Source organism: Gemmatimonadaceae bacterium, assembly GCA_036273715.1.
In the GTDB taxonomy this organism is placed as follows: Bacteria; Gemmatimonadota; Gemmatimonadetes; order Gemmatimonadales; family Gemmatimonadaceae; genus JADGGM01.
Genome location: DASUHB010000062.1, coordinates 90,841 through 109,100 on the forward strand (window position 1 = coordinate 90,841; position 18,260 = coordinate 109,100).

Genomic DNA, 18,260 nt, shown 5'->3' on the forward strand with positions numbered 1-18,260 from the left:
CGGGAAGGACGTGTCGTCCGGGTCGCGCTGCACCCGTTCGATTCATGATGCTCGCCGCCGGCGGTGCGCGCCAGTCGAGTCGCGTCAGGGAATCACAGCATCCGCAATGCGCCGGGAATAGTACAGGCCGACGCCGCTGCCGACGGCGCTGACGATCACTGCGGTGGTGAAGCCGACCCTCGCGCCGATCCACCAGCCGATGGCGCCGCCGATTGTCGTACCGATGAATGCAAGTGTGCCGCGCATCGTGTCACTCCGGAAGAGTGCGTCCTCCGGAGTGACGAACGAGACGCGCGGAACGCCACCCGCTACGACTCCTGCGACTCGTACTGTTCTTTGAGTTTCGCCACGACGGCAGGATCGGCAAGCGTCGTCGTGTCGCCCAACGCACGGCCCTCGGCGATGTCGCGCAGGAGTCGCCGCATGATCTTGCCGGAGCGCGTTTTTGGCAGATCGGCGCTGAACAGAATGTCGTCCGGTTTGGCGAGCGCGCCGATTTTGTCGGCGACGTGATCGCGAAGCTCGTCGCGGAGCTCGGGCGACGATTTGAATCCTTCGCGCAGCGTCACGAATGCGGCGATTGCCTGTCCCTTGAGATCGTGGTGCCGCCCAACGACGGCGGACTCGGCCACGGCCGGGTGCGACACGAGCGCAGACTCCACTTCCATCGTGCCGATGCGATGGCCGGCGACGTTGAGCACATCGTCGACGCGGCCGAGGATCCAGTAGTAACCGTCTTCGTCGCGCTTGGCGCCGTCGCCCGGGAAGTAGAGGTCCGGACGGCCGGGCCACTTCGAGAAATAGGTCTGCACGTAGCGATCCGGATCGCCCCAGATGGTGCGCAGCATGGATGGCCACGGGCGCGTGAGCGCCAGCAAGCCGCCGCCTAACGGGATCGACTTCGCGTTCGCGTCCAGCAAATCGGCCGACACCCCGGGGAAGGGAACCGTCGCGCTGCCCGGCTTGGTCGACGTGACGCCCGGGAGCGGCGTGATCATGATCGCGCCCGTCTCGGTTTGCCACCACGTGTCGACGATGGGGCACCGCTCGTGTCCGATGTTGACGTGGTACCAGATCCACGCTTCCGGATTGATGGGCTCGCCCACTGAGCCTAACAGACGCAGCTGCGACAAGTCGTGGCGCGCCGGCAGGTAGTCGCCCCACTTCATGAATGCGCGAATCGCCGTGGGCGCCGTGTAGAAAATGGTCACTCCATACTTCTCGCACAGCTCCCAGAAGCGATCCTTGTCCGGCCAGTCGGGAGCGCCTTCGTACATCACGCAGGTCGCGCCGCACGCGAGCGGTCCGTACACGATGTACGAGTGGCCGGTCACCCAGCCCACGTCTGCCGTGCACCAATACACATCATCTTCCTTGAGATCGAATACCCACTTCGTGGTCGCGACACAGCCGGTGAGATAGCCGCCGGTAGTGTGCACGATCCCCTTTGGCTTGCCGGTCGTGCCCGACGTGTAGAGGATGTAGAGCACGTCCTCCGCGTCCATCTCTTCGGGCGCGCAGTCGGCATCGACATCCCTCATGAGCTCGTGCCACCAGTGATCGCGCTTCGCGTGCATCGACGCTGCCGATTCATCGCCCTGGCCGCCGGGCCGTCGTTGGACGACCACCACGTGCTCGATGCTCGGCGTTTCCTCGAGAGCTTTGTCGGCGTTGCGCTTGAGCGGCACGATCTGTCCGCGGCGATACCCGCCGTCGGCCGTGATGAGCACCTTGGCTTGCGCATCGTTGATCCGGTCTCGCAGCGACTCAGCCGAGAATCCCCCGAATACCACGGAATGCGGCGCGCCGATCCGAGCGCACGCGAGCATCGCGATCGCCGCTTCGGGAATCATGGGCAGATAGATCGCGACGCGGTCGCCGCGGTTCACGCCGAGCCGGCGCAGCACGTTGCCGAACCTGCACACTTCCCGGTGCAGATCCCAATACGTGAAGGTGCGCGTGTCACCGGGTTCGCCCTCCCAGATGAGAGCCGCTTTGTTGCGGCGGGGACCGCGGAGATGACGGTCCAGGCAGTTGACCGATGCGTTGAGCTTCCCTCCGAGGAACCACTTGGCCCACGGCGCATTCCACTCGAGCACTTTCGTGAACGGCGTGGACCACTCGAGCTCGCGGGCCTGCTGGGCCCAGAAAGCCTCCGGGTCCCTGGCCGCGCGGTCGTAGACATCGCGTGAGGGGACGTTGGCGGCGCGCGAAAACTCGGCCGTCGGCGTGAACTTGCGTGTTTCCTGGAGCAGCACGTCGATGTCGGTCATGGCACGAGCGGAGTTGAGGGTGGGTTCGAGGTACCTTATGCGGCGCCCCGCAGGGCGTCCAGAGCGACGGCATCCTTCATACCGCGTTCCGCGCGCGGCGGCGACGCGCTACTGTTGAGTCATGATTGGCACGACTCGACCGCGGCCGCGCGGCGTCACGGACGCATCGTGGCGACATCGGCGATAGTGGCGGAGGCGCGGCACGCGGTCGAGGTCGAGGCGCTGGTGCGCGCGTTCGGGCCGCGGCGCGCGGTGGACGGCGTGTCGTTCGCGCTCGATGCGGGCGACTGCCTGGCGGTGTTCGGGCCTAACGGAGCAGGGAAGACGACCCTGCTGCGCGTGCTGGCCGGCCTGCTGCGCCCCACGCGCGGCCGCGCATCGGTCGCCGGCGTAGCGCTGCCGGGCGGTCCCGAGGCGCGACGTCACATCGGGTTCATCTCGCACGCGAGCATGCTGTACGGCGCGCTGTCGGCGCGCGAGAACGTCGAACTGGCGGCGCGATTGTTCGGCGTTCGGGATCCGCGGCGCGCCGCCGGGCGCGTGCTCGAGGTGATGCGGATGACGCCGCGCGCCGATACGCCCGTGCGATCGCTGAGCCGCGGCATGCAGCAGCGCGTGAGCATTGCGCGCGCCACGGTGCACGACCCGACGGTGGTGCTGCTCGACGAGCCGTTCACCGGTCTCGACGCCGCCGGCGCGGCGGCGTTGTCGGCTGCGTTAGGCATCCTGCGCCAGTCGGGCGCCGCGCTGGTGATGGTGACGCACAACATCGAGGAAGGCCTCGCACTGGCGACGCACGCCGCGGTGATGACCGCCGGCACGTTCGCGCGATACGAACCACGCGAGGGCATCGATGCGCGTGAGTATGCGGATGCCTACCGACGGCTCGTGACGCTCGATGCCTGACGCGTTCGGCGCCGCGCTCCTGATCGCGCGCAAGGACCTGGCCATCGAGTTCCGGACGCGCACGGCGTTCTTCTCGGCCGTCGTGTTCGCCCTGCTGGCGATCGTGATTTTCTTTTTTGCCTGGGATCCGACCGCCGTGGCGGCGTCCGATCTCGCCCCCGGCGTCCTGTGGGTGATCTTCACCTTCGCGGGACTGCTCGGCCTTCACCGCTCGTTCGGCGTCGAGCTCGAGGACCGCGCACTGGATGGTCTGCTCGGCGCGCCGATTCCGCGGCACGCCATCTACCTCGGGAAGGCGATGGCCAACCTGGTGTTCGTGCTCGCGATCGAGGTGATCGCCGTGCCCGCGGTGGCGCTGTTCTACGACATGCCGTTAGGCGGATTTGCCGGCGCCGCCGCCCTGGCGGCGCTCATGATTCTGGCGGCCATCGGGCTGGTCGCGGTCGGCACGTTGTTCGCCGCCATGTCGGTCAACACGCGGCTCGGCGAGCTGCTGCTGCCGATGTTGTCCCTCCCGTTTTTCGTGCCGATCGTGGTCCCGGCCGCGCAGACGACGGCGCGACTCTTACTCGGGCGCCCGGTGATCGAGTCCATCGCATGGCTGAAAATTCTCCTCGCCTTCGATTTGGTGTTCGTGGCCGCGTGTACGCTGGCGTTCCCGTACACCATCGAAGACTGACGGCCGAGGCCGTCCGCGTTGCCATTCGACACGAGCGCTTAAGGACGGGCTTGGCCCAAGCACAATCCACCGCCATCTTTGGCTGTCGGCAGTGCCTTACCCCGTCTCCTCAGGAATGACAGATACCGCTGCTCGAGCATCAATGCGCGCCAGCGACGCGACACCTGCCCCCCGTGTCGCGCCGCCGACGTTCGACTGGTTGTTCGTCGTGGCGGTGCTCGCTGTGGTGGGCACCTTCATTCGCGCGATCTTCTTCACGCCGATGGACGCGCTGCAGGGCCCGGCGCAGAAGATCTACTACGTGCATCCGCCATCGGCGTGGGTCGCGTTTCTCGCGTTCGGCGTCGTGGCAGTGGCGAGCATCGGCTATCTCTGGATGAAGGACATGCGCCTCGACCGGCTCGCCGAGTCGTCCGCCGAGGTGGGTGTGGTGTTCACGACGATCACGCTGATCACCGGATCGTTGTGGGGCAAACCGATCTGGGGCACGTGGTGGACGTGGGATGCGCGCCTGACGTCGACGCTGTTCCTGTGGTTCATCTACGTCGGGTATCTGATTCTCCGCGGCGCCGTGGAGGACCGCGCGATGCGCGCCCGCTACGCGGCTGTGTTAGGCATTTTGGGATCGTTGCTCATCCCGTTCATCCACCTGAGCGTGTATCTGTTCCGCACGCTGCATCCGATGCCCATCATCGGCAAGCCGAGCAAGCCGTCCTTGCCCAACGACATGCTGATCACGTTCCTGATGGCGTTCTGCTCGTTCACGCTGCTGTACCTGGCGCTGCTGCGCGCGCGGTACCGGCTGGCGGCGGATGAGATGCTGCTCGAGGCGGAGGACGGCCGATGATCCCGCAGAATGCCGGCTACTACCACGCGGCGTACCTCGTCGTCATCGTCGTGCACGCGGCGTATGCGGTGAGCATCTGGCTGCGGCGGCGCACGGTGCGCCGGCGCCTGGCGGATGCGAGCGACTCGGGCCCGCGCGACTGAGCGCCCGCGCGGGCCCGACGGTTCCGTTAGGCGCGGCCGCCGCGTTCGGCGATGAGGCGCATCGCCGGCTCGCTCACGAGTTGCTTGAACACGAACCGCTGGCCCCATGACAGCGGCGTGATGTCGCGATATTCGCGCATCGGGTCGGCGCCGTATCCCGGGTGGATCTGCTTGCGCAGCGATGCCCGAACGTTGGGATCGGCGCCGCGCTCGAGTAGCAACTGCGTGAACGGCGCCTCGAACGGTCCGCCGCGATGGTTCATCCAGAATGCCGGCTGCGACACTACGGTATTGAAGAGCGCGGTATGACCGCCGAATCCGTCTCGGTCGATGGCGGCCCTCACATTCACATCCATCCGCTGCTCCAGCAGCCACCGCGCGATCTCGATCTCGTCGTAGTCGACGCACATGTGGAGCAGCGTCGTCCCGCCGAGCGGTGTGCCGTGCGTGGCCAGCACCTCATCGTGGCAGCCGAGCCCGGGTGGGTAGATCTCGGCGAAGGCGAACGTGCGATGCAACAAGGACGGATCGCGGTGCAGGTGCCACTCGAGTAGATCGATGCGACCGCGGTGCAGCGCCATCACCGGCGTGTCCGGCAGCTCGAGGCCGTGCGCGACGTACATCTCGAGAATCGCGTGCTTGGCCGATGGGTTCCGGCTGTCGGACTCGAGCACCACATCCACCGGTGCGACGCAACGGCCCTCCGCGTCGACCACCGGCGCACCGAGCTCGAGCATCAGCGCCGTGCCTTCGACGCTCAGCGTGTACGCAGGGCCGCTGAGCGAGTCGGCCGTCGGGCGAGGCGAGCCTAACCGGCGGTGGAGGCGGCGGGCCGTGCCGACCTTCCCCTGCAGGGTGGCGCGGCCCACGGCATGCTCGAGATCCGACGCACCCAGCTCGAGCAGGGCGTCGATGATGCGGTCGCGGCCCAGATTGGCGGCGTAGCTCATGGGTGGACCCCAGTTGCTGTTGGTGCGGATGAGCGCCTGCTCGTGGAGCAACTCGGGGAACTTGACGATGAGCGCGCGCACGGCGTCGACGTCGTCGCGCCAGATCGCATCGGTGAGCTCGCACGCGTGGACCAAGCGCGGCCAGCTTTGCGCCTCATAGCTGCGGGCGAGCACGAGTTGCGCGTCGGCGAGCGTGGCCCGCGCGGGATCGATCGGGCGGGGATGAAACGCGGCGAAGTCGGCGAGGGCCGATGCATCGCGCTCGTGCGCGGCACGCAGCAGATCTTTGGCTTGGTGGCGGAGCTGCTCGAGGTCGGGTCGGACCGGCAAGCGGCGGTTAGGCATGACGAGCCTCCTGGGTGCGCCCGTGGTCCGCCGGCATCGGGCAGAGGAGGTTCGTGAAAACCGTGGCCTGTCGTATCGCCAACTCAGGTGGACTCGGTCCTGTCCGCGGACGGGAGGCGCCCTGCGCGCCATGCTCCAGCGTAGCACCAGAGCCGCGGCGGGTCAAGCAACGCCGGGTGGGCTAGAGGAGACCAACGCAGCCCGCGGCGCCGACCACGACGAAACGCGGGCCGCGCACCTGCGCGACCCGCGTTTCGTCCACCGGCATCCTCCGAGGGCTACCGGTTAGGCATGGCACTCCGCAGCACGTGCGTCGGCCGCCGGATCGTGCCCGTCGGCACCACGAGCGGCGCGGTATCGATGCTGGTGACGGCGGCCAGCACGTTCTGATTCAACGCGTCGTACGCCAGGACCACATCGCTCGTACCCGGCGTCAGGGCGGACGAGCAGGCGACGTACAACCCGGTCATGCCGGTCGTGACCTGATACGCGCGCAGCGACGACGAGGACAGATCGGCGGTGCTGCAGGCGAAGTTGCCGCCTGCGTTCGTCATCGCCGAGCCCAGGTTCGAGAGAAAGGCGTTCTCGATCGGGAAGTACCGGCCGTACGTCGGCGGATTCTCACCGACGAACACCACACGACCGCCATCCTTCGCGAACTGCTTGATGGTGTTGATCTCGACCGGCGTGAACGCCTGCGTCGGCAGGAAGAAGATGATGAGCTTCACATCGCTCGGGATCGACGTCAGGCTGCCGGCGCTCGTGCTGATCGTGGACACCGTATAGCCCTGGCCGGTCATTGCCGACGTCGCACTGCTCAGGTTGCCGATGCAGGCGGAGTTGCAGAGCGAGCCGTGCCCGAAGTCGAGCCATACCGTCTTGCCCGACGCGCGGGCGCCCGCGGCCGTGTACGACACGAGGTTGCGCATCAGAATCGCGTTGCTCGAATCGGCCGTGAGTGCGGCGTTCTGGAACAGGCCAATGTCATTGAACACAACCAGGTCGCCGCCGGGGGTCGGCCCGAGCGAAACCTGAATGGATGCGGCGTTGCTCTCGACGCCTTCGGCGAACGCGACGATTTGCGCGCTGCCGTCCGCGACCGCGGTCACGAGACCCGTGGAATCGACCGTCGCAATCGCGGAGTCGCTCGACGCCCACGTGAACGAGGCCACGGTTGCCGCGGTGCTATCGGCATGGTGCGCCGTCGCGCTCAGCTGCACCGTGGCGCCGACCGACGTCAACGTGTCGGCCGCGGGCGCGACCGCCACCGACGCGACCAGATGCCCAACGGAGAACACGACGTGCGCGCTGCACGCCCCGTGGCAGGACGGTGCGACGACGGTCACCGTGTCGGTGCCGAAGTGCGCCGCGGTCACGGCGGCGGAGTCGCCGCCGGCGAACGGCGTGACGACGAGGACGCTGTCGGCGCCGTGCGACCAGGCGAGGCCGGTCGAGTCGACCGACACGCCATCGAAGCCTAACGCCCGCGCCGAGACGACCATCTGCGCGCCGATCGTCGGCAGGGTGGCCGCGCCGTCGGGTGCCGTGATGCGCGCACCGGAGAGACCGACGTGCACGACGCCGGAAGTGCGGAGGCTTTCGCTCGCACCCACGACATCGACGGACACTGTCGCGCTGCCGGGGCGGGCCGCGGTCACGCGGATCGAATCGCCGTTCGCCAGCGTCTGGATGGAAAGCACGGACGGCGCGCTGTTGGTCCACGACAGCTGCGGCGCGGCAAGGGTATCGCCGTGTTGGTCGAGCACGCTCGCGCGGAACGTCACGGACTGGCCGACCACGAGGCTGTCGGCCCATGCCATGGCATGGATCTGCGACGCGACGCTGTGCTTGGGATTGGTGCCGCTCTCGTGGTCGCAGGCGGTAAGTCCGGCGAGCATCACGATACCCGCCAGCGTTAGGCGCAGCGGGTTGGGGATCGATGATCGGGTCATGGTCTCAGGCGAAAAGGAGGAGGACGGTCGACGGTTTCGCCTGAGTATCGTCGTGCCGATCTCAGGCTTTAGATCGACTGCCTTTTCGCGGAGATTCCCTTACGAACTGTCAGGCAATCCCTGACGCGCCAGCGCGTCGAGGGACGATCGGGCTCCTCAGTCGGAGCGCATGCTCGAGAGCGGGTCGACCCTGGTAGCCCGGTGGGCCGGGACGACAGACGCCACGGTCACGATGAGGAGCGAGCCGGCGGCGACCAGGGCGTAGGTCGTGACGTCCAGCGGGCCGACGCCGTAGAGGGCGCCGGTGAGGAGGCGCGCGCCGGCCACGGCGCCCGCGATTCCCAACGAGAGCCCGACGATCGACCAGGCGAGTCCGCGCCGGGCGACGAGCGCCAGGACGCTGGCCGGCGTTGCGCCTAACGCGAGGCGGACGCCGAATTCGCGCGTCCGCGTCGAGACCTCGTACGCGAGCACGCCGTAAATGCCCAACGTCGCCAGCACGAGCGCCAATCCGGCGAAGCTTCCTGCGAGCCCGAGCGCGAAGCGCCGCGCGGCGAGACTCGCGCCGACGACGTCGTCCATCGGCTCGATGTTCCGAAGCGGCATGGAGGGATCCACATCCTTCACCGCGCGCCGCAGCGCGTCGATTGCCGCCCGGGCGTCAGACGTGCGCATCACGACCGACAAGGTGTGGGACCACGCCTCCTGCGCGTGCATCACGTACAGCGTGGGGATGGGCGGTTGGTCGAGCCCCCCGCTGCGCACGTCGCCCACGACGCCGACGATGGTCATCCATTCGCCGTTCGGGTCAGGCCCGATGCGAATGCGCTTTCCGACGGCATCGCCATTGCTGAAGTAGCGGCGCGCCGCGGTCTGGTTGACGAGGACGCGCTTCGGACCGTCCGGGGTGTCCGACGCATCGAAGCGCCGGCCGGCCAGCAGCGGAATGCGCATCGCCTCGAGGTAGTGGCCGCGGATGGCGACATACGCCATATCGGGCAGACGCGATTCGTCTACCGGCTGCCCCTCGATGCGCATGCTGGTGGAGACCGAGCCTTGCGTCGGAAGGATCGTTGCGGCGCCGGCCGCGATCACCGCCGGCGCGCGCGCGATTTCGCCTAACACACCGTCGTAGAACGCGTTGGTCGTCGGAACCGAGTCGTAGCGCGGACCGCTGACGCGCAGCTGCGCCGTCACGACGTGCGCTGGATCGAAGCCGAGTTGCACGCCCGTGAGCTCGGTGAAGCTGCGCGTGAGAAGCCCGGCGCCGACCAGCAGCATCACCGCCAGCGCCACCTGTGCCGTGACCAGCACGCGCCGTACGCCGCCGCCGCTGCGCGTCGCGTTGGCGCCGCGCCCTCCTTCCTTGAGCGCGTCGCTGACGCCCGCGCCCATCGCGTGCAGCGCAGGGATGAGTCCGAACAGCGCGCCGGCGGCCACGGACAGGAGCACGCTGAAGGCGAGCACCTGCCGGTCGACGCCCACGGCGAACAGGGGCGGCAGGGTGCCGGGATTGATCGCCAGCAGGGCTCGCGTCGCCGCGATGGCGAGCGCCACGCCTAACGCGCCGCCGGCGCCTGCCAGCAGCAGCGATTCGGTGAGCAGTTGCCGGATGATGCGGCCGCGGCCGGCGCCGAGCGCCGCGCGGAGGGCGAGCTCCTGGCGGCGACCGATGGTGCGCGAGAGTGTGAGGTTCATGAGATTCGCGCACGCGATGAGCAGCACGATCGCGGCAGCCGCCTGCAGCAGGAGCAGCGGCGTTCTCAGCGTGCCGGCGGCCCGCTCGTGCAACGGAGTCACGATCGCGTTGCGTCCGCTGTCGGCAGCCGGGTACTGCACGGCGAGGCGATGCGCCACCATCGCAAGATCCGCCCGGCCGGCCTCGAGCGACACGCCGGGGCGCAGGCGCCCGATGACGAGCACCCAGTGCTGCTTGCGCGTGATCTCGGGTCTGGCCAGATCATCGCGGATGTCGAGCGGCAGATAGATGTCTTCGGTGCGGTCGAGCACGAAGCCGCGCGGCATCACGCCGATGACGGTCATGGAGCGGCCGTTGAGCACGAGGCGCCGTCCGACGGCGTGCGGATCGCTGCCTAACGCTCGCCGCCAGAAGTCCGAGGAGAGAACCACGCTGCTGCTGTCGCCGCTCGCGTCATCGTCGAACGTGCGGCCTAACGCTGCACCCACGCCCAGCACGCGGAAGAGATGGGCGTCCGCCGGGATGCCGTTGAGCGTCGTCGGATCCGCGCCGGCCGGCTGCCATACCACGGGACCCATCGCCGTCGAGTACGCGCCGAGATCGGTGAACGCGTGCTGCTGGGCACGGTAGTCGACGTAGTCGGGCGGCGACAGCGGCGCGTGCGTCCCCGGATCGAACGGCCATGACTCGGTGACGGCGACGAGGCGGCCGGGATCGGCGTACGGAAGCGGCCGGAGCAGCACCGCGCGCACGACGCTGAATATCGCTGTGTTCGCGCCGATGGCGAGCGCGAGCGTGAGGAGCGAGATGGCGGCGAAGGCGGGCGAACGCCGCATCGTACGCAACGCGTAGCGCGCGTCCTGCCGCCACTCCGTTAGGCGGTCGGCGGCGCGGGCGGCGCGGTCGCTCCGCGCATCGGCAGCCCGACAGTACGTGCGGGTCCCCTCGAGGTCGCCGAACTCGGCCGCTGCGGCGCGGTGCGCATCGCCGGCGTTCATGCCGCCGGCGACCAGCTCGCGCACGCGCATGTCGAGGTGGAACGCGAGCTCTGCGTCCACCTCGCGCGCGATGTCGGCGCGCGATCGCCATGGAAAGCGAAACGATGGCCGCGGCCGCGTCATATGGCCTCGCTCATGCGGGCTTGAGCACTTTGGTCACCGCCTCCGCGTACGTCCGCCACACCGCGGATTCGGCGCGCAGGCGCGACCGCCCGGCGGCCGTGAGCGTGTAGTACTTGGCCTTGCGATTGTTTTCCGACGTGCCCCAGGACGCCGAGACGAGCCGGCGTTCCTCCAACCGGTGCAGCGCCTGGTACAGCGCGGCGCCGTCGACGGCCAGCACGCCGTTGCTGCGCGCGTCGAGCCAGCGCGAGATGGCGTAGCCATGCATGGGCTCCCACGCCAGGGCACGCAGGATGAGAATGTCGACGGTGCCCTGCAACAACTCGGACGGCGTCCGGCTCACGGGTCTCTTCCAGTCACCAGGTGAGTGGAAGGTCGTCCGGCGGTGCATGGCTGTCAAGGGGGTGCGCCCATGCCGCCGCCGGCCGCTCGTCCCGGTGGCGGGTTATTCATTCCATAGAGGGATTTGCATGGAGGTGCTACGGTGTTGGAACCGATCGTCGTCACCATCGATATCGATGCGCCGCCTAACGACGTGTGGGCGGTGATGAAGGATGTGGAGCACTGGCCGGACTGGACGCCCACGATGCAGGAAGTCACGAGGCTCGATCACGGCCCGTTCACCGTCGGGAGCACGACCCGCGTGCGCCAGCCGCGCATGGGACCCGCGGTGTGGGAGGTCACGCGTCTCGACGAGCAGCGCGGGTTCACGTGGATGAGCCGGGGACCGGGCGTCATGACGGAAGCCGACCACGCGATCGAGCCGCACGGTTCCGGAAGCCGCGTCACGTTGTCGATTCGTTTTTCGGGAACGCTCGGCGGACTTGCCGGCCGGATGTATTTCGCGCTTGCGACTCGCTACATCAGAATGGAAGCCGAGAACCTGCGAGAGCGCTGCGAGTTGGCGAACGTCGGTGGCGAGGCACGGAACGCGCACGTATAGTTCGGGGTCGCGCACCAGGGCGCGCCCCGTCCGCGGAAAGGGATCGTCCCGCCTGGCAGATGGTTAGGTACATTCGCTACCTCTTTCATGCCCGGCGGGAGCGGACACTCGGGCGCTCATGAAGGAGGCCGTGTGTCCGCACTCCCCCCATCCCCGGATTTTTCCTACGAACGGAAGCGCGCCAAGGATCTGCTCCGCGATTGGCGCGCCGGAGATCGCGACGCAATTGCGCGTGTAGCCGCGCATCTGCGTGATACGACGTCGCCCAAGCTCTCCCAAGCGCAGTTCGTGATCGCGCGTGAGCGCGGCTTCGAAAGCTGGCCCAAGCTCAAGGCGCAGATCGAGACATCGCTTCCGCTCGATGCGCAGGCGGCGCGGCTGCTGGACGCGGTCGAACACGGTCGTACGGGCATCGTGTCCCGGCTGCTCAAGCAGCATCCGGGGCTGCCGCGGTTCAGCATCTTCACGGCCGCCGCGGCGGGCGATGCCGGTGACGTTGCGCGCCGAATCGCAGACGACCCCGCGTGCGTGCACGAGACGCGCGGCAAGCAGGCGTGGCCGCCGCTCGCGTACGCCTGCGCATCCGCCGTCCACCGCACGGGCCCGCGCCGTGCCGCCGATGTGCTGCGGGTCGCGGCGATGCTGCTCGACGCCGGCGCGAGTCCGAACAGCGGGAGCCTGTACTTCGAACAGGACGGCGCACCGGCGCCGATCTCGGTGCTGTACCACGCGTGTATGAGCGACAATCTTCCGTTAGTCAACCTGCTGCTCGATCGCGGGGCCCGCACGCAGGATGGCGAGTCGATCTATCACGCCGCGCAGTTCAACCGGCGTGCCTGTCTCGAGGCGCTGGTCGCGCACGGCGCCGATCTGTCGTCCACGCAGTCGCCGTACGGCAATACGCCGCTCTACTTTCTCGTGGGGCACGCCGGCGACGCCGACGGGCACGCCACGTGGTTCAAGGGCTTCACATGGCTGCTCGAGCAGGGCGCCGATCCGAACGTCCCGAGCGGTAAGACGCAGGAGACGCCCTTGCACGGCGTCGCCTGCGGGGGACCCAAGGTCGCGACCGCACGCGCGCTGCTCGCGCACGGCGCCGATCCGAATCTGCGCCGCGCGGATGGGGCGACCGCCTACGCGCTGGCCGTGCGCAGCGGCAACCGGGAGATGGCGGCGCTGATGCTCGAGCACGGCGCGGACGCTGCGTCGTTGGGCCCGCAAGACGAGCTGCTCGACGCGTGCTTCGCCGGCGACGCGTCGCGAGCGCGCGGCGTGCTGACCGCACATCCCGAGCTCGCGACGCTCATCGTCACGCACGCCGGGTTCGGGCTCTCGCGCGCGGTGTCCCAGGACAATGCCGACGCCATCCGGGTGATGCTCGAGCTCGGGTGCACGCTGGATGCGCAAGCGCCCGACGGCGGGACGGCGCTGCATTGGGCGGCCTGGCAGGGCAAGCTCGAGCTGGTGCGCATGCTGCTTGCGTTAGGCGCGCCGGTGGAGGTGCGCGACACCCAGTTCGGCTCCTCGCCGCTCGGCTGGGCGGCGCACGGGTCCGGCCAACACCGCGGCCACGACGAGACGTACGTCGCGATCGTGGACGCGCTGCTCGACGCCGGCGCCGCGCGCCTGCCGTCGATCAACCGATGGGGCGAACCGCCCGAGAACATCGCGAGTCCGGCCATCGCCAAGCACCTCGCGGCGCGGGGCGCCACCGCCGCGCAAGACGATGTTGGCTGACGCCTTACGGACGCCGGTAGATCACGCCGTTCTTCATCACGAATCGCACCCGGCTCACGGCCGAGATGTCTTGCGTGGGGTCGCCCTGGACCGCCACGATGTCGGCCTTGAGCCCGGGGACGAGCCGTCCGATCTCCTTGTCTAACTGAAGGATCTTCGCGTCGACGGCCGTGGCCGCGAGCAGCGCCTGCGCCGGCCGCATGCCGTCTTTCACCATCCACTCGATCTCGCGCGCGTTGGTGCCGTGGGTGAACACGCCGACGTCGCTGCCGCAGCCGATGGTGACGCCGTTCTTCAGTGCGAGCTGGAATGCGTGTTTGGCTTCGATCATCGATGCGGTCGGCGCGCTCTTGCCGGGGATGTAGTGGTCGAAGTACTCCGCGTAGGCTTCGACCGCGGTGAGCGTCGGTAGGTACGCGACGCCGCGCTCGGCCATCATGTGAAACACCGAGTCCGTGCCTCCGAATCCGTGCTCGACGGTGTTGACGCCGGCGAGGATCGCGCGCCGCATTCCCTCGGCGGTGGCGGCGTGGACCGACACGGGGCGGCCGGAGGAGTGCGCCTCGGCGACGAGGGCATTCAACTCATCCTGGCTGAACGTCGGCATGGTCGTTCCGTTAGGCCCGCGGCGGTAGTCGGCGTACACCTTGATCCAGTCGGCGCCGCGGCCGGCCTGCTCGCGCACCGCGGCGAGCACTTCCGGCACGCCGCTCACCGCCTGTCCGCCCTGCGGCAAGTCGAGGTCCGGGCGATAGCCGCGCGGCCCCGGGCCGTAGCTCGCCGTGGCGACGATCGCGCGCGTGGCCACCTCGAGACGCGGGCCGGGGATGAGTCCTTCGTTGATCGCGCGTTTCATCGACACATCGGCGAACCCGGCGCCTTCGGTGCCGAGATCGCGGAGGGTCGTGAAGCCCTGCATGAGCGTGTTCCGTACGTGGAGCACCGCTTCCACCACGCGGTAGCCTTCCGGCTCCTTGAGCACCTGGTCGTCCCACAGCGTTTCGTTGTACGGGTGGAGGAAGATGTGCGAGTGGGCATCGATCAGCCCGGGCAGCAGCGTTAGGCCAGGCATCGCGATGGTCTCGGCGCCGGCGGGCGCGTGCACGGTCGCGGCCGGCCCAACGGCGACGATGCTGTCGCCCTCGACGAGCACGACCCATCCCGCGTGCACGGATTCGCTCGTCGCATCGAACACGCGGTCGGGGCGCAGGAGCACCGGATGTCCCGGCGCCGGCGGCACCAGCGGGGCGTACCCGGCCTCGACCGGAAGCTTGAGCGCCGACAGCAGCGTGTCGCGCGCCTGGGCGGCGAGGGGCGTCACGTGCCCAACGGAAGCGAACGCGGCCATGGCGAGGCCGAGCGACCACGGGAACCGGCGATGGCGTTGGGCGAGAGTGTGGTGCAGGCAGCGCGCTTGGAAGCGCATGGGCGAATCTCCTGGAAGGCGTCGAGCGGGGACCGGCAAGCCATGGCCCGGATGCTACGGGCGGGCGCGCCGCATCACCAGAGCCGGAAGCGGGACTGACGTCCGGTGCGGCAGGGAGTAGACTTCCGCATGCAATCACCCACACCCACGGCACGCATGCCTGCGCCCCTGCATCCACCCACCGAAAGCGTCGTCGATCGCTTTCTGCGCTACGTGCGCATCGATACGCAGTCGAGCGAAGACCAGCACACGACGCCGAGCACCCGCTCGCAGTGGACGCTGGCGAACCTGCTCGCGACAGAGCTCGAGCAGCTGGGCGCCGCCGAGGTGACGGTGAGCGAGCACTGCATGGTGTACGCGACGATCCCGTCGACGTTGCCTAACGTGAGGCGCGCCCGGACCGTCGGCTTCATCGCGCACGTCGACACGTCGCCGGCGGTGAGCGGGGCCGGCGTGACGCCGGTCATCCATCGGAACTACCAGGGCGGCGACATCGTGCTCCCCGGCGATGCGACGCAGGTGATCACCGTGGACCAGCACCCGGTGCTGGCCGAGCTGATCGGCGACGACATCATCACCAGCGATGGCACCACGCTGCTGGGCTCCGACGACAAAGCCGGCGTCGCCGCGATCATGACGCTCGTCGATGTCCTGCTGCGCAATCCCGACGTGCCCCATGGGCGCGTCCGCGTGGCGTTCACCGCGGATGAAGAAATCGGGACCGGGATCGAGCAGTTCGACGTCGCCGCCTTCGGCGCCGATTTCGCCTACACGGTGGACGGCAGTACGTTAGGCGAAGTGAGCGACGAAACATGGAGTGCGCGCCTGGCCACCGTGACGTTTCACGGGAAGAGCGCGCATCCAGGCACGGCGAAAGGCGTGATGGTGAATTCGCTGTACGCCATGGCCGACTTCCTCGCGCGTATGCCCCGCGACATGCTGCCCGAGACCACCGAAGAGCGCGAGGGCTTCGTGCATCCGTACATCGGGTCGCTCGACATCGAGCAGTCCACGGTGAAGGTCCTGCTTCGCGATTTCGACCTGGACGGCCTCGAGGCGAAGGAAGCGCTGCTGCGGACGTTGGCGCGGGATGCGGCGTCGCATCATCCGGGTGTCAGATGGACCATGGACGTCCGCGAGAACTACAAGAACATGAAGGAAGTGCTGCAACACCACCCGCACGTCACGCAGTTGGCGCTGGACGCGGCGCGGCGCGCCGGCCTAACGCCATACCTGAAACCGATCCGCGGCGGCACCGATGGGTCGCGCTTGACGTTCCGCGGGCTCCCGTGTCCCAACATCTTCACCGGCGGCCACGAGTTTCACAGCAAGCTCGAGTTCAACTCCCGGCGCGGTCTCGAGAAAACCACGGAGACGCTGGTGCACCTGGTCCAGCTCGTCGCGGAACGGCAGGTCTGAGGGCGCGCCGCCGCGGCGCGAACCCCCCGAACGACGAATCGCCCGGACGCGTCGTGCGCGTCCGGGCGATTCGCCGTGCAGGCCGTCCGTTAGGCGGATCGCAGTCCGGCGCCGCTCAGTGCGTCGCCTGGGCCGTGACCGGCGTCAGATGCTGCGTCGACGCAATGAAATTCGCGATGTCCGACTTGAGCTGCTTGGCGGACGCCTGATTCAGGTACGCCATGTGGCCGCTCTCGTAGTACTTGAACTGGACGCGATCCTTGTACGTCTGGTCGAATCCCAGATGCGAGAACGTATACTCGGCGTTCGCGAACGGCGTCGCGGTGTCGTAATACCCCGCGCCGACCATCACGTGCAGGTACGGATCTTTCGCCATCGCCAGACGCAGCGACTCGACTTCGCTCGGGAAGCCGCGCGAGTTGAGCGAGCTGTAGTCCCAGCGCCCGGTGTGGCCGCCCATGTAGTACTGCAGGTCGGTCGTGTACTTGAGATCGTTGTGCAGGTACCGCATGAACGCCGCCATGAAGGCGCCCGACGGCGCGACGTCGGACGGATCGTAGTCCTGCCGCTGATTGGCCGCATTGCCGTTGATTCCCGTTAGGCGCGTGTCGTACCGGCCCATGATCAAGCGCTGGTCGCGCAGCAGCTCGGTGCGGAAGCTGCCGGCGTCGAGGCGCAGGTTCGTGTTCATCAAGTACTGCTCGGAGATGCCGGTGAGTTGCGACAGCTTCTGCGCAACCGCCTGCCGCTCGGATTGCGAGAGATCGTTGCCCTTCGCCAGCGCGGTCATGTAGTCGCCGAACGCATACTCGCGCGACTGCGCCACCACCTGCTCGAGCGACTCGCTCTGCAGGGCCGACGGCAGCTTCTTGTGATACCATGCCGTGGCCGTGTACGTCGGCAGGAACGTCGAGTACGCGATGTCGTTGGTTGGCTCCTGCGAGATGTACTGGAAGTCGAGCACGGTGCCCAACAGCATGATCCCGTTCAGCTCGATGCCCTCGCGCTCCTGCAGCTCGCTCGCCAGACCGGCCGAGCGGAACGTGCCGTAGCTCTCGCCAAAGAGATACTTGGGCGATGCCCAGCGGTCGTACTTGTCGAGGTAGTCGCGGATGAACTGGCCGAACATCTCGACGTCGTTCACCGCGCCGGTGAACTCGGAGGCTTTGACGCCGGGTGCCGGGCGCGAATACCCGGTCATCATCGCGTCCACCTGCACCAGGTCGGTCACGTCTAACGGAGTATTCGGATTGTCGACCAGGTTGTAGGGCGGCGCGGGTTCAGACCCTGCGGGTCCCATCTCCGGATGCTTGGGGCTCATGATGCCTTCGTCGAGCCAGATCGACGCCGAGCCGGGACCGCCGTTGAAGAAGAACGTCACCGGGCGGTTGGCCGGATCGACGCCATCCTTCGTGTAGGAAATGTAGAAGACGGTCGCGGCGGGTTTCCCCGTGGAGTCGCGCAGCACCATGGTGCCGGCGCGCGCCGTGTACGCCACCGGTTTGCCATCCACCGTGATCGTGTGCTGCGTCGTCGACACGCGCTCGACTGGCGCGACGCCAACATTCGAATCGGGCGCAGCGCTGTCGCGCTGCATCGCGGGTCGCTGGACCCCAGGGCGCTGGCCCGGTGGTCCTTGCCGTTGTTGGGCCGCGGCAGAGCCGGCGGCCAGGAACGAGAGGGCGGTGCCGAACAACACCAAACTCGTGCGCATGACGGGCACTCCTTGTATCCGGTTCACGATGGGATCGAGCGACGGCGATGATTATGGACAGATGTCGTCACGATAGTAGAACGAAGAGGTGGCTCGGATCGCTGCA

General features: G+C 68.1%; 15 protein-coding genes. 7 read left to right on the forward strand and 8 right to left on the reverse strand.

From position 1 onward, the window contains the following. Positions 1-84: 84 nt before the first annotated feature. Positions 85-246 carry a hypothetical protein gene (locus VFW04_13140; GenBank protein HEX5180272.1) on the reverse strand — a complete coding sequence of 54 codons (162 nt, stop codon included), beginning with the start codon at positions 244-246 and terminating at the stop codon, positions 85-87. Between the two features lie 62 nt (positions 247-308). Further along, a complete protein-coding gene (acs, locus tag VFW04_13145; GenBank protein HEX5180273.1) occupies positions 309-2,273 on the reverse strand; it encodes an acetate--CoA ligase in 1,965 nt (654 codons plus the stop codon). A gap of 114 nt (positions 2,274-2,387) precedes the next feature. Here acs and ccmA point away from each other — a divergent pair, with 114 nt between their 5' ends. The 4 genes from ccmA (at position 2,388) to VFW04_13165 (ending at position 4,848) form a co-directional block, all read left to right on the forward strand. Continuing rightward, a complete protein-coding gene (gene ccmA, locus VFW04_13150) occupies positions 2,388-3,179 on the forward strand; it encodes a heme ABC exporter ATP-binding protein CcmA (GenBank protein ID HEX5180274.1) in 792 nt (263 codons plus the stop codon). Further along, a complete protein-coding gene (locus VFW04_13155; protein HEX5180275.1) occupies positions 3,172-3,858 on the forward strand; it encodes a heme exporter protein CcmB in 687 nt (228 codons plus the stop codon). Before ccmA ends, VFW04_13155 begins: the two co-directional genes overlap by 8 nt. Positions 3,859-4,000: 142 nt before the next feature. Then, on the forward strand, positions 4,001-4,705 hold the full coding sequence (gene ccsA, locus VFW04_13160) for a cytochrome c biogenesis protein CcsA (protein ID HEX5180276.1): 705 nt from the start codon (positions 4,001-4,003) through the stop codon (positions 4,703-4,705). Next, the gene (locus tag VFW04_13165; protein ID HEX5180277.1) at positions 4,702-4,848 is read left to right on the forward strand and encodes a hypothetical protein; all 147 of its coding nucleotides are present in this window, start codon (positions 4,702-4,704) and stop codon (positions 4,846-4,848) included. The genes ccsA and VFW04_13165 overlap by 4 nt, the downstream gene beginning before the upstream one ends. A 26-nt stretch (positions 4,849-4,874) precedes the next feature. On the opposite strand, the gene VFW04_13170 is transcribed toward VFW04_13165, so the two are convergent. From VFW04_13170 to VFW04_13185, 4 genes are all read right to left on the reverse strand, one after another. After that, positions 4,875-6,143, reverse strand: a complete 1,269-nt coding sequence (locus VFW04_13170) for an ankyrin repeat domain-containing protein (protein HEX5180278.1) — start codon at positions 6,141-6,143, stop codon at positions 4,875-4,877. Positions 6,144-6,421: 278 nt separating this feature from the next. Further along, a complete protein-coding gene (locus tag VFW04_13175) occupies positions 6,422-8,095 on the reverse strand; it encodes an Ig-like domain-containing protein (GenBank protein ID HEX5180279.1) in 1,674 nt (557 codons plus the stop codon). A gap of 156 nt (positions 8,096-8,251) precedes the next feature. Beyond that, on the reverse strand, positions 8,252-10,915 hold the full coding sequence (locus VFW04_13180) for an ABC transporter permease (protein ID HEX5180280.1): 2,664 nt from the start codon (positions 10,913-10,915) through the stop codon (positions 8,252-8,254). Positions 10,916-10,925: 10 nt separating this feature from the next. Beyond that, a complete protein-coding gene (locus VFW04_13185; GenBank protein ID HEX5180281.1) occupies positions 10,926-11,258 on the reverse strand; it encodes a PadR family transcriptional regulator in 333 nt (110 codons plus the stop codon). A 141-nt stretch (positions 11,259-11,399) separates the two neighbouring features. Here VFW04_13185 and VFW04_13190 point away from each other — a divergent pair, with 141 nt between their 5' ends. Continuing rightward, positions 11,400-11,858 carry an SRPBCC family protein gene (locus VFW04_13190; GenBank protein ID HEX5180282.1) on the forward strand — a complete coding sequence of 153 codons (459 nt, stop codon included), beginning with the start codon at positions 11,400-11,402 and terminating at the stop codon, positions 11,856-11,858. 132 nt (positions 11,859-11,990) lie between these two features. Beyond that, a complete protein-coding gene (locus tag VFW04_13195; protein ID HEX5180283.1) occupies positions 11,991-13,595 on the forward strand; it encodes an ankyrin repeat domain-containing protein in 1,605 nt (534 codons plus the stop codon). A 4-nt stretch (positions 13,596-13,599) separates the two neighbouring features. Here the strand turns inward: VFW04_13195 and VFW04_13200 are convergent, their stop codons facing one another. Then, the gene (locus tag VFW04_13200) at positions 13,600-15,021 is read right to left on the reverse strand and encodes an amidohydrolase family protein (protein HEX5180284.1); all 1,422 of its coding nucleotides are present in this window, start codon (positions 15,019-15,021) and stop codon (positions 13,600-13,602) included. Between the two features lie 156 nt (positions 15,022-15,177). Between VFW04_13200 and pepT the strand changes: the two genes are divergently transcribed. After that, the gene (gene pepT / locus VFW04_13205) at positions 15,178-16,440 is read left to right on the forward strand and encodes a peptidase T (protein HEX5180285.1); all 1,263 of its coding nucleotides are present in this window, start codon (positions 15,178-15,180) and stop codon (positions 16,438-16,440) included. Between the two features lie 115 nt (positions 16,441-16,555). Here the strand turns inward: pepT and VFW04_13210 are convergent, their stop codons facing one another. Further along, entirely contained in the window at positions 16,556-18,154 is a 1,599-nt protein-coding gene (locus VFW04_13210; GenBank protein HEX5180286.1) for a hypothetical protein, read from the reverse strand. Positions 18,155-18,260: the final 106 nt, after the last annotated feature.